This window comes from Noviherbaspirillum album (assembly GCF_035916955.1).
Classification (GTDB): domain Bacteria; phylum Pseudomonadota; class Gammaproteobacteria; order Burkholderiales; family Burkholderiaceae_D; genus Noviherbaspirillum; species Noviherbaspirillum album.
Map to the genome: position 1 here is coordinate 353,278 of NZ_JAWIIV010000001.1, position 22,383 is coordinate 375,660.

General features: G+C 58.2%; 24 protein-coding genes. 13 read left to right on the plus strand and 11 right to left on the minus strand.

The features are described from left to right. Positions 1 to 244: 244 nt before the first annotated feature. Positions 245 to 1,957: an AMP-binding protein gene (locus RY831_RS01520; protein WP_326504563.1), complete on the minus strand. Its 1,713-nt coding sequence runs from the start codon at positions 1,955 to 1,957 to the stop codon at positions 245 to 247. Between the two features lie 250 nt (positions 1,958 to 2,207). Between RY831_RS01520 and RY831_RS01525 the strand changes: the two genes are divergently transcribed. Beyond that, entirely contained in the window at positions 2,208 to 3,218 is a 1,011-nt protein-coding gene (locus RY831_RS01525) for an AraC family transcriptional regulator (protein ID WP_326504810.1), read from the plus strand. 135 nt (positions 3,219 to 3,353) lie between these two features. Here the strand turns inward: RY831_RS01525 and RY831_RS01530 are convergent, their stop codons facing one another. After that, entirely contained in the window at positions 3,354 to 5,060 is a 1,707-nt protein-coding gene (locus tag RY831_RS01530; protein WP_326504564.1) for a DUF4214 domain-containing protein, read from the minus strand. A gap of 403 nt (positions 5,061 to 5,463) precedes the next feature. Between RY831_RS01530 and RY831_RS01535 the strand changes: the two genes are divergently transcribed. Further along, a complete protein-coding gene (locus tag RY831_RS01535; RefSeq protein WP_326504565.1) occupies positions 5,464 to 6,435 on the plus strand; it encodes a tripartite tricarboxylate transporter substrate binding protein BugD in 972 nt (323 codons plus the stop codon). Positions 6,436 to 6,619: 184 nt separating this feature from the next. Here RY831_RS01535 and RY831_RS01540 read toward each other — a convergent pair whose 3' ends face one another. Further along, the gene (locus RY831_RS01540) at positions 6,620 to 6,958 is read right to left on the minus strand and encodes a DUF6173 family protein (protein WP_326504566.1); all 339 of its coding nucleotides are present in this window, start codon (positions 6,956 to 6,958) and stop codon (positions 6,620 to 6,622) included. A gap of 271 nt (positions 6,959 to 7,229) precedes the next feature. Here RY831_RS01540 and RY831_RS01545 point away from each other — a divergent pair, with 271 nt between their 5' ends. Beyond that, positions 7,230 to 7,475 (plus strand): hypothetical protein, encoded by a 246-nt coding sequence (locus tag RY831_RS01545; RefSeq protein WP_326504567.1) that lies wholly within the window; start codon positions 7,230 to 7,232, stop codon positions 7,473 to 7,475. A 44-nt stretch (positions 7,476 to 7,519) separates the two neighbouring features. Here RY831_RS01545 and RY831_RS01550 read toward each other — a convergent pair whose 3' ends face one another. Further along, positions 7,520 to 8,146, minus strand: a complete 627-nt coding sequence (locus tag RY831_RS01550) for an ankyrin repeat domain-containing protein (protein ID WP_437126202.1) — start codon at positions 8,144 to 8,146, stop codon at positions 7,520 to 7,522. 678 nt (positions 8,147 to 8,824) lie between these two features. Between RY831_RS01550 and RY831_RS01555 the strand changes: the two genes are divergently transcribed. Continuing rightward, positions 8,825 to 9,274, plus strand: coding sequence for a carboxymuconolactone decarboxylase family protein (locus tag RY831_RS01555; protein WP_326504569.1), 450 nt, complete (start codon positions 8,825 to 8,827; stop codon positions 9,272 to 9,274). Between the two features lie 231 nt (positions 9,275 to 9,505). Continuing rightward, entirely contained in the window at positions 9,506 to 10,114 is a 609-nt protein-coding gene (locus RY831_RS01560; RefSeq protein ID WP_326504570.1) for a class I SAM-dependent DNA methyltransferase, read from the plus strand. 145 nt (positions 10,115 to 10,259) lie between these two features. Here the strand turns inward: RY831_RS01560 and RY831_RS01565 are convergent, their stop codons facing one another. Together RY831_RS01565 and RY831_RS01570 are read right to left on the minus strand one after the other, a co-directional pair. Then, a complete protein-coding gene (locus RY831_RS01565; protein ID WP_326504571.1) occupies positions 10,260 to 10,964 on the minus strand; it encodes a dienelactone hydrolase family protein in 705 nt (234 codons plus the stop codon). After that, complete coding sequence (locus RY831_RS01570) at positions 10,939 to 11,406, minus strand: acetyltransferase (protein WP_326504572.1); 468 nt, start codon at positions 11,404 to 11,406, stop codon at positions 10,939 to 10,941. The genes RY831_RS01565 and RY831_RS01570 overlap by 26 nt, the downstream gene beginning before the upstream one ends. A 1,142-nt stretch (positions 11,407 to 12,548) precedes the next feature. Here RY831_RS01570 and RY831_RS01575 point away from each other — a divergent pair. The 3 genes from RY831_RS01575 to RY831_RS33170 all read left to right on the plus strand — a co-directional run bounded on the left by RY831_RS01575 (position 12,549) and on the right by RY831_RS33170 (position 15,006). Beyond that, a complete protein-coding gene (locus RY831_RS01575; protein WP_326504573.1) occupies positions 12,549 to 13,877 on the plus strand; it encodes a TrkH family potassium uptake protein in 1,329 nt (442 codons plus the stop codon). Further along, positions 13,867 to 14,565: a potassium channel family protein gene (locus RY831_RS01580; RefSeq protein WP_326504574.1), complete on the plus strand. Its 699-nt coding sequence runs from the start codon at positions 13,867 to 13,869 to the stop codon at positions 14,563 to 14,565. The genes RY831_RS01575 and RY831_RS01580 overlap by 11 nt, the downstream gene beginning before the upstream one ends. 249 nt (positions 14,566 to 14,814) lie before the next feature. Then, a complete protein-coding gene (locus RY831_RS33170) occupies positions 14,815 to 15,006 on the plus strand; it encodes a helix-turn-helix domain-containing protein (RefSeq protein ID WP_367576072.1) in 192 nt (63 codons plus the stop codon). A gap of 393 nt (positions 15,007 to 15,399) precedes the next feature. Here RY831_RS33170 and RY831_RS01585 read toward each other — a convergent pair whose 3' ends face one another. Then, entirely contained in the window at positions 15,400 to 15,765 is a 366-nt protein-coding gene (locus tag RY831_RS01585; RefSeq protein WP_326504575.1) for an HPF/RaiA family ribosome-associated protein, read from the minus strand. A gap of 533 nt (positions 15,766 to 16,298) precedes the next feature. Between RY831_RS01585 and RY831_RS01590 the strand changes: the two genes are divergently transcribed. Continuing rightward, a complete protein-coding gene (locus RY831_RS01590; protein ID WP_326504576.1) occupies positions 16,299 to 16,691 on the plus strand; it encodes a hypothetical protein in 393 nt (130 codons plus the stop codon). 453 nt (positions 16,692 to 17,144) lie between these two features. Here RY831_RS01590 and RY831_RS01595 read toward each other — a convergent pair whose 3' ends face one another. Further along, positions 17,145 to 17,975, minus strand: coding sequence for a Crp/Fnr family transcriptional regulator (locus tag RY831_RS01595; protein WP_326504577.1), 831 nt, complete (start codon positions 17,973 to 17,975; stop codon positions 17,145 to 17,147). A gap of 60 nt (positions 17,976 to 18,035) precedes the next feature. After that, positions 18,036 to 18,335 carry a hypothetical protein gene (locus tag RY831_RS01600; protein WP_326504578.1) on the minus strand — a complete coding sequence of 100 codons (300 nt, stop codon included), beginning with the start codon at positions 18,333 to 18,335 and terminating at the stop codon, positions 18,036 to 18,038. Positions 18,336 to 18,353: 18 nt separating this feature from the next. Here RY831_RS01600 and RY831_RS01605 point away from each other — a divergent pair, with 18 nt between their 5' ends. Then, positions 18,354 to 18,770, plus strand: a complete 417-nt coding sequence (locus tag RY831_RS01605) for a hypothetical protein (RefSeq protein ID WP_326504579.1) — start codon at positions 18,354 to 18,356, stop codon at positions 18,768 to 18,770. A 410-nt stretch (positions 18,771 to 19,180) separates the two neighbouring features. Beyond that, positions 19,181 to 19,519, plus strand: a complete 339-nt coding sequence (locus RY831_RS01610) for a DUF3703 domain-containing protein (RefSeq protein WP_326504580.1) — start codon at positions 19,181 to 19,183, stop codon at positions 19,517 to 19,519. 21 nt (positions 19,520 to 19,540) lie between these two features. On the opposite strand, the gene RY831_RS01615 is transcribed toward RY831_RS01610, so the two are convergent. Beyond that, positions 19,541 to 19,927, minus strand: a complete 387-nt coding sequence (locus RY831_RS01615) for a YkvA family protein (protein ID WP_326504581.1) — start codon at positions 19,925 to 19,927, stop codon at positions 19,541 to 19,543. 420 nt (positions 19,928 to 20,347) lie between these two features. Between RY831_RS01615 and RY831_RS01620 the strand changes: the two genes are divergently transcribed. Continuing rightward, complete coding sequence (locus RY831_RS01620) at positions 20,348 to 20,515, plus strand: hypothetical protein (RefSeq protein WP_326504582.1); 168 nt, start codon at positions 20,348 to 20,350, stop codon at positions 20,513 to 20,515. Positions 20,516 to 20,742: 227 nt separating this feature from the next. Next, positions 20,743 to 21,069: a hypothetical protein gene (locus RY831_RS01625; protein WP_326504583.1), complete on the plus strand. Its 327-nt coding sequence runs from the start codon at positions 20,743 to 20,745 to the stop codon at positions 21,067 to 21,069. A 59-nt stretch (positions 21,070 to 21,128) separates the two neighbouring features. Here RY831_RS01625 and RY831_RS01630 read toward each other — a convergent pair whose 3' ends face one another. Beyond that, positions 21,129 to 22,373, minus strand: coding sequence for a glycoside hydrolase family 1 protein (locus RY831_RS01630; protein WP_326504584.1), 1,245 nt, complete (start codon positions 22,371 to 22,373; stop codon positions 21,129 to 21,131). Between the last annotated feature and the right edge of the window lie 10 nt (positions 22,374 to 22,383).

Consider the following 22,383-nt stretch of genomic DNA (forward strand, 5'->3'; position numbering starts at 1 on the left):
TCCCTCCCCTTCAAGGGGAGGGCGGGGGTGGGGATGGGGATGGGTTAAGTGCGAGGTGAGCAAATGTTTCCTTTTCACGGCAGGCAACCCATCCCCGCCCTAACCCTCCCCTTGAAGGGGAGGAAACAACAGCCTTGAAATTTTGTGCAGATCTATCAAGTATAGAAAGGCGGCGCGCCGCTTTCCATGCCGGAAAATGTCAAAGTCGCTGCGAGGATTTGCCATGGATGTGCAAAAGCCCGCTTCATGCAGACAGGTCATCTTCCCAATACTCGTTCGGACGCCGTTCCGCACCGGGATTGGCCTGTTCCTGCTTGCGCAATTCCACGCGGCGGATCTTTCCGGAAATGGTCTTCGGCAAGTCGGAAAATTCCAGCCGGCGGATGCGCTTGTACGGCGCAAGCCTTTCCTTCGCGAATTGAAAGATCGACAAGGCCAGCTCCCGGCTCGGCACATGGCCCTCGCGCAGCGTGATGAACGCCTTCGGCACCGACAGCCGCAGCGCATCAGGGCTGGGCACGATGGCCGCCTCCAGTACCGCCTCGTGCTCGATCAGCACGCTTTCCAGCTCGAAGGGACTGATCCGGTAGTCCGAAGACTTGAACACGTCGTCGTTGCGGCCGACATAGAAGTAATAACCGTCGGCGTCGCGCACCGCGGTGTCGCCGGTATGGTAATGGCCGTCGCGCATGACTTCCGCGGTCTTCCTGTCGTCGCCTTCGTAACCAAGCATCAAGCCGAGCGGGCGCTGCTCCAGCAGGATGGAGATTTCGCCCTCGTCTGCAGGAGCGTCGTTGTGGTCGAGCAGCGTGATCCGGTACCCCGGCAGCGGCCGGCCCATCGAGCCCGGCTTGAGCAGCTGGCCCGGCGCATTGCCGATCTGTGCGGTGGTTTCCGACTGGCCGAAGCCGTCGCGGATGCGGATGCCCCAGGCGCGCTCGACCTGCTCGATCACTTCCGGGTTGAGCGGCTCGCCGGCGCCGACCAGTTCGCGCAGCGGCACCTTGAAACTGCCCAGGTCTTCCTGGATCATCATGCGCCAGACGGTCGGCGGCGCGCACAGCGAAGTCACGCCGCAGCGGGCGATCACGTCGAGGCAGTTCTTCGCGTTGAAGCGCGCATAGTTGTAGACGAACACCGCGGCCCCGGCATTCCAGGGGGCGAAAAAGCAGCTCCAGGCATGCTTGGCCCAGCCGGGCGAGCTGATGTTCCAATGGACGTCGTTCTGCTTCAGGCCGATCCAGTACATGGTCGAAAGGTGGCCGACCGGATAGCTCTGGTGGCTGTGCAGCACCAGCTTGGGCTTGGAGGTGGTGCCGGAAGTGAAATACAGCAGCAGCGGATCGGTGGCCATGGTCGGGCCGTCCGGCGTGAACTCGGCGCTTGCACCGGCGCTGTCTTCGAACGCATGCCAGCCTTCCGCCGTGCCGCCGCTGCCGCCGCTGCCGCTGCCACCGACGCTGATGCGGGTATAGTCTCCGGGCAGCGGCGCGAACTTGCCCGTTTCCGAGGCTTGCGCGATCACATGCCTGACCTGACCGCGCTGCAACCGGTCGGCCAGGTCTTCGGTGGACACCAGCATGGTGGTCGGCACCATGACCGCGCCGAGCTTGATGCCTGCCAGCATGATCTCCCACAGCTCGACGCGGTTGGGCAGCATCAGCAGCAGGCGTTCGCCGCGCTTCACGCCCAGGCTGCGGAGGTAATTGGCGACGCGATTGGAGCGCTCCGCCATTTCCGCGAAGGAAATCTTCTGCTCGCCGCCGTTCTCGTCCACCACCCACAGCGCCGGCGCCTGGTTGCCCTTTGCCTGCACGTCGAAGAAGTCGAGCGCCCAATTGAACTCGGTAAGCTGCGGCGCGCGGTAGTCGCGGTATGCGGTGTCGTAGTCTTCGCGGTGACGCTGCAGGAAGTCGCGCGCGTCGAGAAATGCCTGGGTGGACTGGTTGACGGTCATGGGGCTCACCTTGTCTCGGAGATGAAGGATGGAATGCGGCGCACGGATACTTGTCGGATTTTGTTTTCCGTGCGGCCGGTTTGTCCTGCAGTATAGAAAAGCAGGATAAGCCGGACCATGTCAAAAAACATCAAAGCATTTGAAAGTATTTGCCACTTTTTGCGCCCGCTCGCCGGCAGGGGCGGACATCCGGGATAAAATCTGTCCGTTCGGCATGGTCTTGCCTTCATGGATCGTTCAACTCAAGCGCATGGAAAAAGGCAGCATCTCCATCTATTTCGTCCAATCGGCCCTGGAACCGATCCTGGAACGCGGCCTCGACGCCGATGAACTGCTGCGCGCCGCCGGCATTTCGCCCGCCCTGCTGCAATCGCCGCAGGGCCGGGTCACCGCGCAGAATTTCAGCGCGCTCTGGCTGGGCGTGGCGCGCGCGCTCGACGACGAACTGTTCGCCCAGGATACCCGGCGCATGAAGGTCGGCAGCTTCGCGATGATGTGCCAGACGCTGATCCACAGCCCCACGCTGGAGCAGGCGCTGGAGCGAATGGCGCGCTTCTTCAACATCATCCTCGACGATTTCCGCTGCGGACTGGAGACCGATGCCCGGCACGGCTACCTGAGCATCCGCGAAAAACCCGGGCCGCGTTCGCCGCGGGTGTTCGGCCATGAAACGCTGCTGATGTTGCAGCATGGCGTGGCCTGCTGGCTGGTGGGCCGGCGCATTCCCATCCTGTCAGCCGCGTTCGCTTATCCCGAGCCGTCGCGCAGCGCCGAATACCCGTTCATGTATTCGCAGCAGCTGCGCTTCAACCAGGACGCCACCGCGCTCTGTTTCGACCGCAGCTACCTGAAGCTGCCGGTGATCCAGAACGAACGGACGGTGAAGGAATTCCTGCGCGTGGCGCCGGCCAACATCGTGCTCAAATACAAAAACACCGCCGGCCTCGCCGCCCAGATCCGCCGTCGGCTGCGCGCCGCCGCCCGCACCGAGTGGCCCGACTTCGACAGCTTCGCCCAAAGCCTGCACATGACCCCGTCCACGCTGCGCCGCCGGCTGGAAGACGAAGGCCAGTCCTTCCAGGCCATCAAGGACCAGCTGCGCCGCGACATGGCCATTGATTACCTGTGCCACACCAGGAAAAGCGTGATGGATATCGCCATCGAACTCGGCTTCGCCGAGCCGAGCGCCTTTCATCGTGCATTCAAGAAATGGACCGGCACCGGCCCCGGCGAGTATCGGCAGCGCATGAACGAGGCGTGAACAGCCGCAAACCCGCCGAAGCGGTCCGGAAAATTCACGCCCGAACATGAACAAGCCCGCACGGTATGCCGTACGGGCTTGCAGGATGTTCCCGGCCGGTCCGGGAGCCATCAGTAGTACATCAGCAAGGCAGCCTCAATGTTGCAACTGCCACGTCCTGGCGGGCATGGCAACGATCTCCTGTGCTCCCGGCTGTCCCGCGCCCACATTGAAGGCGCTGATGCGGGCTTCGAGCGGTCCGTTCGGCAGACCGCGCGTATCGAAGTCCAGCCAGGCGCGGGTGCCGTCCGACGACACGTTGAACACACCCAGGCGCGGCGCATAGCCGGTAGCCGGCAGCAGTTCGACATTGGCCAGGCCGCTGCCGGTCACTTCCAGCCGGGTAACGCCGGTAAGCACGGCTCCGCCGGGAGGCGCGACAGTCAGGTTGGCGGTGAAGGGCACCGGCACAGGCGCGGTCGAGCCGTTGCTGATGTTCCAGCGCCGCGGGTCCATCGGCACGATTTCCACCGCGCCGGGCTGGCCTGCGGCCACATTGAAGGCGCTGATGCGCACATCGAGCGGTCCGTTCGGCAAGGCGCGGGTATCAAAGTCTAACCAGGCATAGCTGCGATCGGCTGTCACGTTGAAGACGCCCAGCCGCGGCGTATAGCCAGTAGCCGGAAGCAGTTCGACATTGCCGATGCCGCTGCCGCGCACTTCCAGACGGGTGACGCCGGCGATGGAGGCGCCGTTCGCGGGCGCCGCGGCGAGCGTGGCATTGAACACCGCCGGCGCCGTACCGGCGTTGCTGACCTGCCAGCGGCGCGCAGGCATGGCGATTACCTCCACCGCATCCGGCTGGCCTGCCGCCACGTTGAATGCGCTGATTCGCAGGTCGGCCGCGCCGTTCGGCAGCGTCGTGGTGTCGAAATCGAGCCAGGCCAGCGTGCGGTCGGGCGAAATGCTGAACACGCCGAGGCGCGGCGCATAGCCGTTGGGCGGCAGCAGTTCGGCATTGGCAATGCCGCTGCCGCGTATTTCCAGGCGGACCGTGCCGCTCACCGTCGCGCCATTATCCGGCGCCATGGTCACGCCGGCGGTGACCGGAGGATTCGGCTGCGGCGGATTCGGCTGCGGCTGCGGCGCGGCGCTGTACGGCGCATAAAGGATACCGTTGCGGATATCGCGCAGCACGCGTCCGCGGTTCTCGGGACTCTCACTGAAGGCGGCCAGCACCTGCGCCGGCGTCATCACGCCGCGGTTGAGGAGATCGACCCAGAAAGCCAGGCCCGAAGCATCGGGCTCGCGCTGCAGCGCGTTGCGGTAGTAGCGGGTCACCAGATCGACATTGCTCGGCGCGGTGCCGTAAATGGACTTGAATTCCGGCGACTGGTAGAAGTAGCCGGCCAGGTCGCTGACGGTCGGTATCGCCTCCGAATCCATCATGTAGATCCAGAAGCCGAGTCCGGGGAGATCGGGACTGCGGTTGAACGCCGCCTGGTAAAGGCGATAGACCTGGCCGGCATTGCCGTCGATATCGAGGGCGACCGTGCCGTCAACGAACACCAGCCGGGTGTTGTGCGCCAGTGCATTGATGGTGGTCCCTTGCGCGGAAGTGATGGTCGCGCCGGTCGGCGTGCGCGCGATGGTGGAAGCGGTATGACTGCCGGGCACCACCAGGTACTGGCCGGTGCAGCGCGGCTCGACGCTGCAGCTGTTGACCACTCTGCCGTCATCAAGATACATCGTCGGCCGCAGCTGCACGCTGCTCGAACCGTAATCCGCATCGCTGCCGCCGCCGCAGGCCGCGAGCAGGACCGCTGCGCAAGCCAGCGGCATCGCCTTCAGGTTTCTCAACATGGGAATTTTCGCTCCATTTAGGGCCGGTCATGCCGGCATTGCTTATGTTTTTAATTGAAGCGCAAGCCGCCATGGACGAAACGTGGGAACGGGCATGACAAGCGCACGCGTGGATCTCTCCAGCGTATATAGAGTTGATGAATTGACCACAAGTTTTGTTCGGCTCTGTGTAGGACTTGATGATTCTCAAGTTTTGTATGCGAAATACTGGTCGCGCCGGCTTTGCGCGCGGAACATCAATTACGGTTTTCCACAGTTGTGCTTCCCGGCGGGCTTGATAACATTCGTGCACTAAACAGCAGTAGGCTGTCTGTTACCAGCCGAATTTCATCCGCCCGTTCGCATGTCGAGGATGCCGCTGCCTGTCTATGTGTCTATAAAACATTAATGAGGAGCAAGTCACATGAAGATTCGCTATATCGCAGCCGGTCTCGCCCTGGTCGCCAGTGCTACTGTTCAGGCCCAAGCCAACTATCCTTCCAAGAACATCACGATGGTCGTCCCCTTCGCGGCGGGCGGTCCCACCGACACGGTCGCTCGCCTGATCGCCCAGTCCATGGGCAAGACGCTGAACCAGACCGTCGTCGTGGAAAACGTCGGCGGCGCCGGCGGCACCATCGGCGCGGCACGCGTGGCCAAGGCCGATCCTGACGGCTATACCATCTTCCTGCACCACATCGGCCAGTCCACCGCGCCCGCGCTGTACCGCAAGCTGAGCTACAACGCCATCGACAGCTTCGCGCCGATCGGCTTGGTCACCGACGTGCCGATGACCTTCGTCGCGCGCAAGGATTTCCCGGCAAAGGACTTCAAGGAACTGGTTTCCTACGTCAAGGCCAACAAGAACAAGGTGACCTATGCCAATGCCGGCGTCGGTTCGGCATCGCACCTGTGCGGCATGCTGTTCATGTCGGCCATCGGAACCGAACTCACCACCGTCCCCTACAAGGGCACCGGTCCGGCGATGAATGACCTCCTCGGCGGCCAGGTTGACATCATGTGCGACCAGACCACCAACACCACCAGCCATATCAAGAGCGGAAAAATCAAGGCGTACGCGGCGACGACCAAGGCGCGCGTGCCGTCGCTGCCGGAAATCCCGACAACGGCCGAAGCCGGTCTGGCGGACTTTCAGGTTGCGGTGTGGCATGGCCTGTATGCGCCGAAAAATACACCTAAGCCGGTGGTTGACAAGCTGGCCGGTGCGCTTCAGGCGGCCCTGAAGGATGGGACCGTCAAGCAGCGCTTCGCCGACCTGGGCACCGAGCCGGTCGCGGAGAACCGCGCCACGCCGGAAGCGCTGGGCACCTTCCTCAAGTCCGAGATTGACAAGTGGAGCCCGATCATCAAGAAGGCGGGCGTCTACGCGGACTGATGCACGGCTGACAGGTATCGTTCAATTCAAAGCACGAAGCACGGCGGGGCCATCGGCCCCGCTTTTTTTGCTGCAGCTTGTTGAATCGCGCCTGCATCCCGGCGTTCTGAAGTCTCTAAAAGAGACCGGCCAGAAACAAAGTTATCCTGCAATGGCAGCGGGGTTAAGCCAGTTCATCTTCCGATCAGGACAGGAACCCGATAGGCCGCTTGGTCTCCGCGGGTGCTTTGGGAACCCTGAGCAAGAGCACTGATGCCTGCGAGAAGTGTTGAACGAGGGTGGCCGGGCCGCCGGCGTCGGTGACCCCCTCCATGCAAATCATCTGGCCGCAAAGGCGCAGCTGGTGAATACGGAGAATCACCGATTGCCCGAACGATGCCAGCATGGCGCCCACGACCTCTTCTTCCTTTGTCTGGATTTCAAACTGCCTGACCTGCTGCGCCAGGGATTCGAATGCATACTCTGCCGGTGATTTGGTTTCCGGCAGGGTCGGGATGTTCGTTTGCGGAATAAGTTGATCCATCTTTGATTTCCTTGGTCGCCCCAAGCGCGATGCGTTCGCCGCTCGAGTACGGATAAAAGTAAATGATATCCGACGCTTTCTGCAGGGACACGGATAAACATCATGCGACCCCGTGATCGCGAGACCGACGCATACCGGCGGCCGTATCCATCGATTCCGCAGTTGCTGCAAGAGCTGCCCGGACGGGCTATCCTACCGTGACCGAGGAAGATCTACTCTCCACTCTCTAGCCAAGCGGCCAGTGCGGCGAGCAAACCTGCAGGAACCACGTATGAGCGTATTTACCAAGCCCGTATTCGAAAGCACCGTCATCTTCGAAGGGCAGGAATTATTCAAGGGCCAGGGCGCCGCCAGGCAATGGGCACAACAGGTCGGCAATGAACTGGGCGTGTCGGTGGAGCCGCGAAAGATCGGTACGGGCTGGGCCCTGGTTGGCAACATTGACGGAATCGAAACCGTATGGGGTATCTATGGCCAGCGGCTTATGCGCATTGCTTCACATTCCGATAAAGACTAACCCGGTTGCGCCGGCGACAACGGCCGCAATGAATCCGGTTTCCCTCAGCGTGCGCCTGCCCGGACCAGTATGTCTTCAATGGCCTTGAAACCGCGCCGGCGCGCATGCTGGAGCGGCGTGACGCCGTCGCCGTCAGCGATATTGACGTCGGCCTTCGCCGCCACCAGCAGCCTCGCGATCTCGGTGTGACGCGGTCCGCCGTTTCCCAGGATGACTGCCTCAAGCAACGCCGTCCATTGCAGCTTATTCACATGGTTCACATCCACACCGGCGTTGATCAACATGCGTACGGTGTCGACGAGGCCGCGCTCGGCGGCCGGGATGAGCGCCGTACCGCCATAGCGGTTTGTACTTTTCAGGTCGGCGCCATGGGCCAGTGTCATCTTCAGGATTTCATCATGTCCCCGCGCGCCGGCATAAAGATACGGGCTGTCGTGGATGCCGTCTTTTGCATTGACGTCCGCGCCGGCCTGAATGAAGACCCTCGCTGCGTCCACCTGGTTGTGGTGCGTAGCCACCAGCAATGGGGTCGCACCGTTCGCGTCCCGGGCGTCGATACCGGCGCCCTTGCCGAGCAGAACACGGATGGTTTCGATATCACCCTTCCTTGCAGCGGCATGGAGCTGCGATTCCTGCGCCAGCACACTGACACTGGCCGCGGCGGCCAGCATCAAGGCGACAAGCATGCACTTGGCGAAGACGAAAGCCGGCATTTTCACGACAGACATTTTCTGACTCCTTCAACCGCCCTCAAAATTGCGAAACTCGTCGTTGTATTCCTGCACTGCTCTATTCTCGCACCAATCCAGAGATAGGAATGTTTAGAGCGGTTTCCCCCCTAGTGGGGCGAGTCATGAACTAATGAAATATGGTTCCGACAATTGAGCGTCGAAAATGGACAATTAATGCTGTAAATTTCCAGTGCCTGCGGAGGCCCATCAGCATTTGGACAATCGAAACCGGAAATTTTGGGGAAACGGACAATTGCAGGAGACGGTTTTCATCCCATCGGCAATCATTAGGGCATCCGTTGGCGCCGCCCTGGTGTGATGGCCAGTCGACATGCACAGGCACTGCTACTAATGGCCGGTTTCAGCAGTGAACCTGCCTTTCTCCGCTACAGCCGTTTAGGCGAGTAACGGCCAAAAGCGGGCACTCACAACGTGTCCCTTGGAAGGTCTGCCTGTTTGGCGATTCACTTCGGCAGTCGCGGGCACTACTTGGTCGGAAACAAGCGGTGTAATGGGTTTTTCTCGTAATCTGTCACAACGCGCTGCTGTCATCCGTCTTAGATGGGATAGGCCAATTTCCCGGCCGTCGAAGACCCCATCTTGAAAGGAATGAACATCATGAATCGCGCGAATTGGTTCGCTGTTTCCCCTGAGGGCGCAAAGGTAATCGGTGCCCTGCATCACTATGTCGTTAACGACACGAACCTGCCCAGCACCCTCGTCCATCTTGTCTTCCTGCGTGTATCACAGATCAACGGGTGCGCTCACTGCATCGACATTCACACCCGTGACCTAATCAAAGAGGGTGTGTCGGTCGACAAGGCTGTGTTGGTCCCGGTTTGGGACGAAGCTGAGTATCTTTTCACCGAGCACGAGCGTGCCGCGCTGGCATGGTCAGAGGAAGTCACGCGCGTGAGCGAAACGCATGCATCAGACGAAGCCTACGCAGCCGCGCTGGCTGTGTTCGGCGAGAAGGACTTGGTGGACTTGACCTTGGCCATTGCGGCCATGAACGCGATCAACCGGCTCGGTGTCAGCTTCCGCCTAAAGCCTCGCGCAAGGAGTTAAAGGCTTGTTTGAAGGTCGTAGCAATGTCGGCTATGGGTCGCCTCCAGCCGGTCGGTACGACGAGATCAATGGCAGGAGCGTAACCCAGAGTTGCCGTTGTTCTCGAATCTCAACGAGGCGTGTGCCGGCCAAGCGCGGACAGACGGTACTTCAGGTAATCGGTGTAGAATTGGTAGATGTGACACAGCAGTGGCAAATCATAACAACGATTTTGGCTAAGGAGTTCTAGAGATGCGACATTCCAGTGTCGCCCTCGCCTACGATGATTTGGCCGAACGGTGGCTGGACGAACGATTCAGCCACACCGACGGCGTTCAACAGCACACTCGTGCTCTGAAATTTCTCGCTGAAGGTATCAGCGGCTGGGCGCTCAACGTTGGTTGCGGATGCAATACCCGCTTCAACCCGATTTTGCGTGAACGTGGATTGGAGATTGAAGGTGTTGATATCTCTGAACGGATGGTTGCATTGGCTAAAGCAGCAGATCCAACTGTTACGGTGCATCATGCCGATGTCTGCGCATGGCAGCCCCCGCGTAGATATCGCTTTATCTCCGCATGGGACAGCATCTGGCATGTCCCACTAGCAGAACAACGTTCGTTGATGCTCAAGCTCATGAGTGCACTGGAGATGGGAGGCGTATTCATCTTCTCAGCAGGAGGACTTGACGGACCCCAAGAGCACGTCGATTCAGCGATGGGGCCGAGTGTCTACTACAGCACTCTCGGCATACCGGACCTACTTGATGTCATCAAGGATGCGGGTTGCGTGTGCAGGCATTTCGAACTCGATCAGTATCCTCAGAGGCATCTATACATCATCGTCCAACGATTTGCCTGACGAACGCCGTTCGCTAAAATCATCGAACGTCCGCTTTGGGTCGCGTGCGACAAATCCCACCCGACCTGGCACGGTCCAAAAAGCGGTCAATAGCCGCCGACCGCCCGAAAGCGAGCTACTGCCGGGTGCAGCCAATTCCGGTCCTTCAGCGCAGGCTGCAATTGCTGGTCGGTCCCAATCCTTCGGTCCAATCTGCATCACCACAAATGTCCGAAGACGGACAAGCTTTAGCTAGAAACAACGCGATTGCTCTTACGCCAGCCTCCATCGCTTGCACGTCGAACCCCTGTGACCGGGCATTCATGAAGCCATGCCTCGTGCCTGACCATACCGAAACTGCATGACCTGCGTCCGAAAGACATGCGGCAAGTGGAGCGACATCGAAGCTTGGTTCTTTTTCCGCAAAAATAAGCTCCACCGGAGAGTGCGGTTGCAGACCTGCGTATTCGCGGATGCGGGAGCCGTAAAAAAGGAGTGCGGGAGGAAAATTGCCGATTTCACCGCATGTGGCACGCCAGGCAGTAGTTGCTCCTGCGCTGAATCCGACGCACGCATCAACCCTAACACTTTGCAGCAAATCCTTCACACGTCCAAGGTAAGAATTCAGCCCACCGTTGTGCAGGAATGCCTGGTACGCATCCTGCTCGTTAGGAAACGACTCGTGCTGTTCGCGGTATGGGGAGAGCAGAACAGGGCTAGTGACAAAACGGTGGGCGAGCGCCACCAGTTCCGGCGTAATCCCGAAGACATCGGTAAGAATCAGCAGGCGCATGGCCACCTGAACGGGGAGGGGTTCACTCGTACTGCTCTTGGGTAATCGATGCTCAAGCAGCATGGTTAGGTAGTCCAAGCTTGACTTTGCTGACCTGCATGTGCAAGAGGGGGAACGGTCGCCCTTGACCATCGAGTGGGGACCGGCCGAATACTCTGAAACCCATGCGTTCATAGAAGCCGATTGCGCGGGGATTCTGCTCGTTCACGTCCACTAGAGTGGCACCCATCTCGGAGACGGCGAATTGCAGGAGAACGCGCCCAATACCTAAGCCCCGCAGCTCAGGCCTAATGAACAGCATTTCTATCTTTTGGTCCGCGACACCAACGAAACCCTGTATGCGGCCCTGTTCATCTGTTTGAACCACGAGATGAACAAGCGAAAGGTATTCGTGACGTATTTTTTCTCGCAAGTTTGCGATATCTTCACGGCTTAGGAAGTCATGGGTGGCAGTGACGGAAGCTTCCCAGACATCAGTAATCTCTTCGAAGTCTTCACTGAAGGCGAGGCGAATGGTCATCGTGGAGCATAGTGAGCAAACGAAATAGGCCGGCTATATTACTGCGAATCGCTGTGGTCGGTGACTTCATGTCTATTGCCTTCAGCAACTCTAGGCCAAAGCTGACGTAGACACCTCATCATGGGCCGCTCAGGCTACGATACGGCGGTAAAGCGTAATGGTGGAAGCAGCGGTACAGTCTATCGACGATGCTTGAAAGCGATGATGTGATTGATACGCGCTGAAGTTAAGCTTTTCAGCAAATGGTGCTCCCGCAATGTAGGTCTGTATCCATTGCCTTGAGCGGTCGTGATCGACCGCTTAGGGTCGACAGCACGCCTTTGAGCCTGTGCCGCGAACGGCTGAAAGATAGTGCTAAGCCGTCCGTGGCACGGAATCAACTTGCTAGCGAGTCAGGCCAAGAGCCGACGTCCCGCTTCCCCATATATTTGGTATATCTTCCGCGATCGCGAATTGAGATTATTATCAGATTTCAGTAATCTTAAAGACACGTGAAACTTATAACTACAACAATATTTCTGAGTTGCGTCTTTTTCGAAACTGGTTGCGATCAGCGTTCGGACACGGGATTCAAACTCCAAAACGGGACAACAGGCGAAGTCCGGGTCTTCTACCCATGGGCGGTTGGCGTCGATCCGACTATTCCAGGACCACTGGGATTCGGTATCTAGCACAGACGGTGCCCAGGCCGCAATCTGCTCGGCCGTATAGTCACGGCTGGCAAGCCTATGGACGGACGAATGAAAAATGGTGAGAAGAGCGTCTTGCTCTCCCCGAATATAAGGACGGATTCGCATGCTGTGCGGCGTTAAAAGCACCAGTATACGTTCAGCTTCCAATGCCTCTGTCAATAGTTGTAATCGGATGCCGGCAATGGGTCGCGTCCCCCGCTTCAGTACGGTGATGCATACGTGTCGTTTGCGACACCGAGCTGCCGTTGACCCCAGATGCCTATAGATCGCATGCCGGCCAATAGCCGACCTTCTTCATAAACCCACCTATTGAGCACTTAATATTGCCGCGTATGCATCATTTAGTTTGACGCGGTACAATCCTTTTCCTCATGCGCCTTGGCGCATTGGTAATCTTTCGTTTCCCCCTCCCAAACGATTGCTTTTCGAAGTGAAAGAGATATTCCCTAGATGAGACCGGTACTTCATCCGGCCCGCGCGGTTGCCCTTAGCTTCTTAGTTGCAATTGCTGTGGGAACTGTACTTCTGATGCTTCCTGTATCCCGGGCAGAAGGGCCAGGGGCGCCGTGGTTGATTGCATTATTCACGTCCGTCTCGGCTGTATGTGTCACTGGCCTGGCCGTGGTGGATACGGGCACGTATTGGTCGCCGTTCGGGCAAGCTCTCATAATGGTGCTGTTCCAGATTGGCGGGTTCGGCATGATGACGGCTGCGACGTTGCTGGGTCTAATGGTGAACCGCTCGCCCAGGCTTCGAACCAAACTAGTCACGCAAGCCGAAACCCACTCACTGGCTCTAGGCGATATTACAAGCGTTACCAGACTGGTACTTGTCGTGACCTTCGCCTGCGAATTCATTATCGCAGTCCTGCTGACGCTCAGGCTTCGATTGGCGTACGATCTTCCCTGGGGCGAGGCGGCGTGGAGCGGGACGTTCCATGCTATATCCGCGTTCAATAACGCTGGCTTCTCTATCCACGCGGACGGTCTAATCCGGTATGCTGCCGACGCGCTGATCCTGCTGCCCGTCATGCTGGCGATTTTCATTGGAGGCATCGGCTTCCCCATATTGCAGGATCTGCGACTTCGGTTTCGTGATCCGCGCCATTGGTCGCTGCATACCAAACTCACACTTATCGGAACAGGTGTACTGCTGCTGGCGGGATTTATCGCGGTACTGGCATTCGAATGGGACAACCCAAAGACCCTCGGTGCAATGGCTTTACCCGAAAAATTACTCAACGCGATATTCGCGTCAGTATCGGCAAGAACGGCAGGTTTCAACGCCCTCGATATAGGCGCACTGACGCGAGAATCCTGGGCCTCACATTACCTTCTTATGTTCATTGGCGGCGGAAGCGCCGGAACGGCCGGCGGTGTTAAGGTTGGAACGGTCGTCATTCTCGTATTGATGGTCATTGCAGAGATCCGGGGACATACCGACAGCGAAGCGTTTGGCCGTCGTGTCGGCGCGTCGGCACACCGGCAAGCCATTACCGTGCTGGTACTTGGCAGCGCAATGGTCGTGCTCGGCACGATGGTCCTGTTACGCATTTCAGACTTTCCTACAGACCGAGTCATCTTCGAGGTCATTTCGGCATTCGGCACGGTTGGTTTGTCCACTGGCATCACTGCCGATCTGCCGCCGCTGGGACAACTTACCTTGATCATATTGATGTATCTGGGCAGGGTAGGAACAATCACGCTTGCAACGTCGCTGGTTCTGGTTGAACGTCGCATGCCCTATCGGTATCCTGAGGAGCATCCAATTGTTGGGTAGAATTTTTACGGAGCAGTTCGCCTTCTCTAAAGGTGACAGTGTCGTGGTTATCGGATTAGGTCGCTTCGGCGGTTCCGTTTCACAGTCGCTCATGCGTCTAGGCCACGACGTGATGGGGATCGACAAAAACCCGGACCTCGTACAACTATGGGCGGACAGGTTGACGCACGCGGTCCAGGCCGACTCGACCAACGAGGCCGTCATGCTGCAGCTAGGCGTCGCCGACTTCGCGCATGCGATTGTCGGAATTGGATCGGACCTTGCGTCAAGCCTTATGACGCTCATGGTGCTCACTGAATTGGGCATCAAAGACATCTGGGTTAAAGCCATGACCCAAGAACATGGCCAGATCGCCCAGCGCATCGGCGCCCATCATGTCGTGTATCCCGAGGCTGATATGGGGTCTCGGGTCGCGCACCTTATTACCGGCCGGCTAATGGATTTCATTGAGTTCGAAGACGGATTTGCCATTGCAAAGACCCACGCGCCGCCACTCACGCACAACCTACGACTATCCGAATCCCATGTCCGGGAGAAATTTGGAGTGACGGTGGTTGGTGTAAAGCGTGCGAATGAGGATTTTCAGCATGCAACACCAGACACCCGCATTCTTCCAGCCGATTTGCTAATCGTGTCAGGACCGACTCGTAAAATTGAATCGTTTGCCGCTGGTACGAAGAAAAAATAAAGTTTGATTTTTCGGCAAATGCATTTAGGGTGAATTGCCGTGGCACGTCGACTGTGCTTGACAAGCGGCCTTATACCAAGCCCACGGTTAAGCGAACCGTGTGTGGTGGTCAGGGTCTGAAGAAGACACGTTTCTGTGCTGGAGGCGACCGTGTTGATGACTGAAGCATTGCAGCGACTGCAACAGTACAACTTCGACTTGCTTGTTAGGGAAGAACCGAACGGGCGATGACGGCTGAGTTATATCGCGTTGGCGCATCTGAAGGAAGGCAAGAGCTTTACCGAGGTGGCCGCCGCCCTGCGTACCACCTGTCATACCGTCGCACGTTGGGAGAGATGGTTCGAACGCGATGGCCTCAAGGGCTTGGGTAGCAAGCCCCGCTACTGGTGTAATCAGCGATTATCAAGGGACTACCGCGCCTTTAAGGATGCCCATCGCTAAAGGTTTTTTGAATGGTTTTGGAGATTTTCCTTTGCTTGATTAGCGGACAGTATAGAATTTAGCAAGGGAAACTGCTCGGGTTCGAACAGTTGCCCTCTCGATGTGAAACGCGAGGTTGAACGAATTAAGGCTCTGGCTCAGTAGCGATATGTTGTGGCTATGCCGCTATTCGTTGGCATGACCGCCTTGGGAATAATGCGCGCTGTTCCGCCTTGTCGTATTACCAGTTCCATCACATTACGAGTCAAGCAAAGGACATGAAACCTGCCTGTGGTTTGCTCAATTCTCATTAATGGCTTCAAATGCCATGAATCAGCAACGACGGCGAAATCGGGGACCTTTCTAGGAATATGAAACACATATGACAGTGCTCGACATGGTGTTCATAGCAGTTCACTCCTCTTGTTCATTCTGGGAAAGATGACGGATAGAGACGCCGCCTTTTTCGCTTCCATTGGCTTTACCGAGGGTTGTGTCCACTAATCGGGCAAGTTGCGAAGCTGCTCCACTGACTGCTAAGCTCACGGTGTCGGCGCGATGCTCAACGGAAAGTGGCTTCATCCCGGCGATTCGTGCTTCCAGCATGCATCGCTTATCTTGCTCTCCTTTCTTTGCACTGTTTGTATCGTTTATATGCGCCTCAACGCGGGTAATTGAAGCAGCATGGTGGCGCAATTCATGGTCAATCACTTTCTGAATGCGGCTGAGCAACTCCGGGGAGCCAGTTATATTGTTGTCTGTATTAAGTTGGATTTGCATGATCACTCCATGTAAAAACGTTAAAGCTTAAGTCTGACATGAGGTTTGGTGACCGGTTCTGACTCGAGGAAAATATGTCCGGCTCAGATATGGCAGCTGGACACATTTCCAATCGCAACGACTTTAATAGCCGTTCGGCGCATCTAAGACCACAGGAGACGTTACCTCACATGCCATCAGCGATGCAGCGCAAGTAATTGATGTGATATTGCCCTGTGCCGCCATGCCGCGGCCAGCACGGATCGCGCCAGCTTCGGCGCACTCGGCGTCGCAAGACTTATGTCCACTGGCTTCAACGACCATCCCACTCAGGCATCCCGCCGCTTCTATGTAGAACGAGACGTCATTGTCATAGGATGATGTCAGCTTTCGGCAACCTAGTATGACCGCTTCGGGTCGAGAGCAGGCGCTACCGAAGGTCCGCTTTCGCTTCCCCTGCAGGCAGCGGAAACGCCGTGCTAATCTGCATGTTTCCGTCAACTCCAAGCGCCTGTTGCGTCTACAATATGGAGAAACAAACCGACAGGTAACAGATGCCGAAAATCGCCTTCGAACCGCTGATGCGCTTGGCGCAGGCCTCCGCCTCGGTGACCGCGCCGTGCAGCTGCAACAAGGAATCGCTCGCCGCTTGGCGCGCCTTGCCCTTGAGTCTGGAACTGGACCGCTTCGAAGAGGTCGGCACCCTGTTCGATGATCCTTACGACGAACCGACCTTCGACGAGTATCATCCGGCCGGTACGCGCTACGACAGCGACGCAGCCCCAATCGCCCCCGCCTTCTTCCCCTATAACCGCTGCGCTGTGGCGCGCTGCCTCAACTGCGGCCGGCACTACCTGCGCTACAACGAGGCCGGCGGTTATTTCACCGAATTGCGCATCCGCGCCCTGCAGCCCGAATTGGTCGTTGATCCACCGACCGGCTCCTGAAGGCCAAGCGCCGGCATGCTTGAGCCTTCGTCCGCAGATGCGACCTAACCGACTATCGTTGGAAAGGTCTGCAATGAGTCCCTCTCGGGCATATCACTAAAGTTGGACAACGTCCGCAACGTAACCCATAGCAGCCAATCCTCGGACGCCGGACTTCAGTTTCCTACTGTGCCAATGGGCATCGACATTCAGCAAGAAATGAAATTTTCAAGTTTCAATTGTCCGATTCAGACCCGAGCAAGGAATACTACTGACTGTTGCAGCTTCTTTCGGCAATTGTCGGTTGCGGGTCACCTAAAAAAGCAATGCTCTAGCTGCGTGCAAGCCGAAAACGAAACCCTGACAAAAAAGGCCAGCCTTCGATGGCTGGCCTTTTCGCATGTCCGGGTCCTTCTATTGCGACTGGGTAATCATGGTGAAAGAATCAGGCACCCATGCCAGCCTTTCCCGCCATCATGCGGCGACTTCAAGCGTGCCGTTTGCCGCGGCGGCCTTGGGAGCGGCTTGCTTGCTGCGCGAAGGCGGCAAGCGGCGAAGCGTGCGCAGGGACTTGATGTCGCGGATCTCGATGCTGCGCTGCTCAACCGAGATCAAGCCCGCGGCATGGAAGGCCGACAGCGTGCGGCTGACGGTTTCCAGTGTCAGGCCGAGATAGCTGCCAATTTCCTGGCGCGTCATGCGCAGGTTGAACTGCGTGCCCGAATAGCCAAGCGCCGAAAAACGATCTGACATCGACGCCAGGAAGCGCGCCACCCGGGCTTCGGCGCTGAGTGCGCCGATGGCGGAGATCATGCCTTGCTCGCGGATCAGTTCGCGGCTCATGACGCCGAAGAATGCGGCCTCCACTTCCGGATTCGTGCGTCCAAGGCTGGAAAGCAGCTTGAACGGAATCATGATGACTTCGCAGGTGGTGAGCGCAACGGTCTCGGTGTTGTAGTGTTTCGAATGAATGCCATCGATGCCGATCAGGTCTCCCTTCATCGGGAACGCCAGCACTTGCTCGTTGCCGCTTTCATCGATCATTACCGATTTCAGAAAGCCCGAGTTGACGACGAAGAGCATGTCGAACGGCTGTCCTATGGTATGCAGCCGCTGGCCCGCCTTGAACTGCATGTGCTGGAATTGCAGATCGTCGTTGCCGACTTTTTCATGGATGCCCAGCAGGCCGCAGACTTCCTGCAGGCTCGACCATAACTTGGCCTGACGTTGCCAGCCCCCTGCGGTGCCGGACGAAACGGGTACGGTGGAAGCGGTGGAGAAAGTGGAAGTTTCGGCGATCAGCATAATTAGGCCTTTAGATGGTATGCATTGTGTTCGAACTGCATTGTTCGAAATCTGAAGCGATTATGATGCCTTGCCGGCAAGCAGAACATCGGCCAAAGGATGAAATGCGTTGTAGGCGCACAAGTGTGCAAATAGGAAAAGCCCTACCTTCCAGCCATTGCCTGCAGGCATCAATTCATTGAAGCCGCGCTGCGATTCATTGATATGGGCATTGCAATTCATGGTGGAACTTTGCGTTTGGGTAAGCCACACATTAGCAAGACCGGTCCATTTGCAAGCGGACATTTCAATCGCATCGTCAGCGCATCGGCGCACCGCAGGCAGGACACCGACGACAGCGACACGCATATCGAATTTCATGCCCGCAGGGAGCGCCCCATGAATCTATTAACGAGTGACAGACCATGCTTTGAAACCGACCGGTTCATCGTGCTGCTGCTATCGCCGTCGGACTCGCGCAGGCTGATGGAATCCCTTCTGCAGGACAAGCTCCTGGCCGCATGCATTCCCTGGTTGAGCGACAAGACCCGCGAAGGCGTGCTGCATGAAGCCTTCGGTATTGGATTGCAGGCGGCAGCGGGATTGGTAAAGGTGTGGAGCATCATTTCAAGGGAGCGGCAAATCCAGATCGGCGCCATGCTGGTCAGGAAATCGCGGGAAGGCCTGGACATCGAAGCCCTGGTTGCTTCCCGATACTGGGACCATGACGTCGTCGACGAAGCAAGCGAGCCGCTGATGGACTGGCTGGAAGAGAATGGCGGCATCGTCGAGTCCATTCCGCGCGTGCTGCACTGACACAGAGCCTTCGATGTCTTCGGACGGTCCCGCTGTCGTGGCCTGCCCCTAAGAACACCTGCGGCAAATCGTGTGCCGCACACCGTGCGCTCCACAAAAAGAAGACCTGCGTGCCGGCTGGAACGCAGGTCAAGAACGGGGCTTTTCCTAGGAGAGTTACTACGCTTTCAGAGTAGCGCTCGCTGGACTTGCCGGCTTAGCCTTCCTCAAGCCTGAAACAGACAATTACAAGCCTTACAATTTCACGGAGCTGCAGCGCTTCAGCGCGACGGGTTAATCCAGGATCAGCGATAGTTCATTCTGCCGGGCGGCGATTTTCTTTCCGGCCTGACTTGCTTGCCTTGCTTGACTCTATAGCGGCTACAGGGTGTTCAATGGCAGCGAAACGAAACGCATCGAACGAGGCAGCCATGACACCCGCATTGAAGAACGCATATGACGCCGAGATGGCGGCCGCGATCAACGCTTACCGCCAGGGTCGCCTGGTCCGCTCATTCGGCCATCTTGAGACCGCCCACGTACTTGGCCAGCGCCATGTTCTGCCCCACGTCATCACGCATTGGTGGATGCTGAAGATCGGCCTGAAGCGGCGCTCCCTGAATGAAGCGGCAGGACAAGCCGTTCGCATTGTGCTGGGCGCACTCGGCTCGGCGGTCGGCATCGTCCCGACCGGCAACACCGGAGGCACCAATGTCGGCATGTTCAAGCGCATGCCGATCGACCGGGAATTGCAGGATCTCATGCGATAGGCAATTTCCCGGCATTGCAATTCATCGGACCCAGATCCACGCGATTCCGCCGAGCGTCGCCAGCCAGACCATCACGATTGCGACCGCGCCGGCACGGCTGCTCGGCTTGGATTTTTCCTTTTCCATCCATGCATCGGCCTGCGTCCGGCAGTCCTGCTTGACATGCGGCGGCACAAGCCGCACCGCCAGCCAGATCAGCCCGGGCAGGAGCAGCACGTCATCGACATAACCCAGCACGGGTATGAAGTCCGGAATCAGGTCGATAGGGCTCAATGCGTACGCCACCGTGAAAATGCACACTGCCTTCGCCAGCAAGGGCGTATCCGGATGACGCCGGGCGAACCATAGCATGACCGCATCGCGCTTGACGCGGCGCGCCCAGTTCCTGACCGATTCGGCAAACGACATGCCTGACTCCTTTCTAACGGCCGCACAGCATACGTGATCCCGACCCGTCCTGTCATGAAGGCGGCGGCATGGCGAACCCGCTCTAATGCACAATGGTGGCGCCGCGGGTGCCGGCACGACGCGCTTGCGCGCCGCAGGTGTGAAGGTGCGCATCACTCGCCAGCGTATGGTCGGAAGCATCGCCCGACACAGTGATGCGAACATAGCAGCCGGAGTAACGACCGGCCATCCGCGGCCCCGCCGTTCGTTAATCCACGGTGACCGAAACATGCGGCCTCGCCGCTTTTTTGTTTTTAGATAAATCAGCACGACATCATTAGCCCTAATCTGTAAGGCTGTCGTTACCACAGTGGTCTATTTCTCCCTCGGCGCTATTGAACCCTATTCCAACCCTCATTCAACCCATCCACAGGATTCACCATGCACCTCGAACGTTCCATTCCCTTGCAACAGCTCACTGAACTTATTGAGCGCTGGAAATCGTCAATTCACGTCGAAGATATTGGAGGCGAGAATGAACGGGAATCCGTTCGAGCCTTCACCTTGCAGAAATGCATTGAAGAATTGGAATCCACGATCCAGCGTTGAATTCACCATCGGGGCCGTTTTCGGGCAGGCCCGTTCTAATCGGCAATATCAATCGCATAAAAAAGCCCGCTGTGCAATGCAGGCAGCGGGCGAATCCAACAAGAGTTGGAGGAGACCATTCGGAGGTATGGATGACGGCGAAAATTTCAAGCCTCTTTTTTTATCGCCGGGTGAGTATTCCCAGAACTTCCATCCCGCATTGTCATCTTGTGGATGTGGAGGCTGAAATGAATCCTAATGGAACCGAATATCGAAGCCGCGACTTGCTGGTCTTGAAGGAAACAATCCGCGAAGAGCTTGCAAGAGTCAGCAATATCCTTTCACGCCTGCAATACCGGCGCCAGCAGCAGGTCGCGCCGGATTTGTCGAAGGATGAACTCCTTGAGATCTTTCAGGAGGAACACGAGCGCCTGATTCGGCAATTGCAGGCGATCGATGCAAGCCTGCTCGAAGCCGAAGGCGGCACCGCACCCGGCCTGCTGGAAGAGCACAGGAAAATCGAGCGCTGGCGCCACACGCTGGCCGCCAAGTCGCAGACGCCAATGATGCATTGAACCATGCGCCCCGCATTGCTTGCCGATGCCGGCCAAGGCAAATCGGGGACACTATCGGCTCATGACCAATTGCGGTCAGGCTGCTTGTCCAGGCGATGCGCGGCGTCTATGACATCCTGCAGTTCGACCGGATCGCTGAACGGATCTTCGTCCAGAGCGACGACGCGGTTAAGCTCCTTTTGCCAGCGGCGCAATTCCCTCACGTAAGCTTCATCCGGCACGCGCCTCAGGCAACCGGCGTCCTCGACTAGGTCGAATATTCCGTTGTGCAACCACTCCCCTGTGTGCCAGTCGGGCATGTCGACCGCCGGAAACAGGCAGATGCCCTGCAAGTCCATGCCGCGCGCTACCGCCGCCAGTCCCTCTTCCATCACATCCTTGAGCCACTCCGCGCGGCCGTGCCGCATGCCGCTGGTCTCGCTGATAATCATCGGACGCTCATAGCGGCGCCATGCCGTGTCCAGCAGTTCGCACAGCGGCACGATGCGGTCGTCGTGCGGCTCCAGCGCGGCATGCGGACCGTGTTCGCGGTATTCCATCTGTCCGAACGAGTAATTGTTGGCGCCGACGATGTCGAGAATCTCGGGCGAGCCCCCAAGTTCGGGATGCGCCCGGCCGCACAGAATGTCCCAGGCAAGGAAGGTGTCGACACAGGTCTCGTGATGCGCGGCGTCGATGAGATCAGGCCGGTCGCGCGGCGCGACGACGTGCACCAGCGGATCGACGTGCACCATGCGCGCCGTGGAGTCATGCTCGCGTATCGACTTGACCCCGGCAATCGCGGCGGCGCACAGCGCCACGCGCAATTGCATGCGGTCCTCCCGCGTGCGGCGATAGGGCGCGATCCATCCCCACTCGCCGCCGCAAAAGGAAAAGAACGTGATCTCATTGATCGGCGTAAAGAAGTGCGGGCCGCGCAGCCTCCGGGCCACGTATTCGGCCGCGGCGCGGCAGTATGCCGCGAAACGGTCCGTGAACGCGGGAGAAAAGGGATCGAGGTCGTCGGGATACCCGTAATGGCACAGGTCCCAGATCGGGACCACCTTGCTGGCCTGCATGGCTTCGATGAACGGGTCGAGCATAGAAAAATCGAGTTGGCCGTGCCGGTCGACCAGCGGCCAGGGAATGCCTTCTCGCGCCACGGCAATACCGAGGTCGTGCAGCAGGCGGTAATCCTGCATCGCTTGCCGGTCATGCCCGGTTTCGGCAACGAGGTTGCGGCGTCTGCGATCCTTCCACAGGAAGGTGGAGCATTCGAAGCCGGACATGAAGAAGGTCGGAAAGATGCCGGGATGCCTGGCCATGGACGCCTCG

Bases quoted from the DNA above. Each gene is read 5' to 3' on its own strand.
- RY831_RS01605 (WP_326504579.1), top strand. From the start codon at position 18,354: ATGAATCTATTAACGAGTGACAGACCATGCTTTGAAACCGACCGGTTC.
- RY831_RS01530 (WP_326504564.1), bottom strand. From the start codon at position 5,060: ATGTTGAGAAACCTGAAGGCGATGCCGCTGGCTTGCGCAGCGGTCCTG.
- RY831_RS01545 (WP_326504567.1), top strand. From the start codon at position 7,230: ATGAGCGTATTTACCAAGCCCGTATTCGAAAGCACCGTCATCTTCGAA.
- RY831_RS01560 (WP_326504570.1), top strand. From the start codon at position 9,506: ATGCGACATTCCAGTGTCGCCCTCGCCTACGATGATTTGGCCGAACGG.
- RY831_RS01550 (WP_437126202.1), bottom strand. From the start codon at position 8,146: ATGCTGGCCGCCGCGGCCAGTGTCAGTGTGCTGGCGCAGGAATCGCAG.
- RY831_RS01600 (WP_326504578.1), bottom strand. From the start codon at position 18,335: ATGAAATTCGATATGCGTGTCGCTGTCGTCGGTGTCCTGCCTGCGGTG.
- RY831_RS01595 (WP_326504577.1), bottom strand. From the start codon at position 17,975: ATGCTGATCGCCGAAACTTCCACTTTCTCCACCGCTTCCACCGTACCC.
- RY831_RS01590 (WP_326504576.1), top strand. From the start codon at position 16,299: ATGCCGAAAATCGCCTTCGAACCGCTGATGCGCTTGGCGCAGGCCTCC.
- RY831_RS01620 (WP_326504582.1), top strand. From the start codon at position 20,348: ATGCACCTCGAACGTTCCATTCCCTTGCAACAGCTCACTGAACTTATT.
- RY831_RS01555 (WP_326504569.1), top strand. From the start codon at position 8,825: ATGAATCGCGCGAATTGGTTCGCTGTTTCCCCTGAGGGCGCAAAGGTA.
- RY831_RS01625 (WP_326504583.1), top strand. From the start codon at position 20,743: ATGAATCCTAATGGAACCGAATATCGAAGCCGCGACTTGCTGGTCTTG.
- RY831_RS01520 (WP_326504563.1), bottom strand. From the start codon at position 1,957: ATGACCGTCAACCAGTCCACCCAGGCATTTCTCGACGCGCGCGACTTC.
- RY831_RS01585 (WP_326504575.1), bottom strand. From the start codon at position 15,765: ATGCAAATCCAACTTAATACAGACAACAATATAACTGGCTCCCCGGAG.
- RY831_RS01630 (WP_326504584.1), bottom strand. From the start codon at position 22,373: ATGGCCAGGCATCCCGGCATCTTTCCGACCTTCTTCATGTCCGGCTTC.
- RY831_RS01570 (WP_326504572.1), bottom strand. From the start codon at position 11,406: ATGACCATTCGCCTCGCCTTCAGTGAAGACTTCGAAGAGATTACTGAT.
- RY831_RS01535 (WP_326504565.1), top strand. From the start codon at position 5,464: ATGAAGATTCGCTATATCGCAGCCGGTCTCGCCCTGGTCGCCAGTGCT.
- RY831_RS01610 (WP_326504580.1), top strand. From the start codon at position 19,181: ATGACACCCGCATTGAAGAACGCATATGACGCCGAGATGGCGGCCGCG.
- RY831_RS01540 (WP_326504566.1), bottom strand. From the start codon at position 6,958: ATGGATCAACTTATTCCGCAAACGAACATCCCGACCCTGCCGGAAACC.
- RY831_RS01575 (WP_326504573.1), top strand. From the start codon at position 12,549: ATGAGACCGGTACTTCATCCGGCCCGCGCGGTTGCCCTTAGCTTCTTA.
- RY831_RS01525 (WP_326504810.1), top strand. From the start codon at position 2,208: ATGGAAAAAGGCAGCATCTCCATCTATTTCGTCCAATCGGCCCTGGAA.
- RY831_RS01615 (WP_326504581.1), bottom strand. From the start codon at position 19,927: ATGTCGTTTGCCGAATCGGTCAGGAACTGGGCGCGCCGCGTCAAGCGC.